Origin of the sequence: Pseudoalteromonas sp. SR43-2 (assembly GCF_014163885.1) — a bacterium.
GTDB lineage: Bacteria > Pseudomonadota > Gammaproteobacteria > Enterobacterales > Alteromonadaceae > Pseudoalteromonas > Pseudoalteromonas distincta.
Genome location: NZ_JACJED010000061.1, coordinates 1 through 256, shown reverse-complemented (window position 1 = coordinate 256; position 256 = coordinate 1). Strand labels below are relative to the sequence as shown.

The 256-nt window shown below is 38.3% G+C and carries 1 rRNA gene; it reads left to right on the top strand.

The annotated features are described in order from the left end of the window. Positions 1-180: 180 nt before the first annotated feature. Positions 181-256: ribosomal RNA gene (locus H5120_RS20090) — 16S ribosomal RNA — on the top strand; the annotation flags it as partial.

Genomic DNA, 256 nt, shown 5'->3' with positions numbered 1-256 from the left:
CAGATTGAGTTCTAACAGCCAACCTACTTAGGTAGCGAGGCAAACAAATTAGAGTCTCAATTGAAAACTGAGTGACCAACAGAATAGTTATTTCGGTAATTATTCGGCACAGTCAATTCAATATCGAAAGATATTAAAAAATTCAGAATTCATTGAGCTGTCGAAAGACATAAAACTTTTTAATTGAAGAGTTTGATCATGGCTCAGATTGAACGCTGGCGGCAGGCCTAACACATGCAAGTCGAGCGGTAACAGA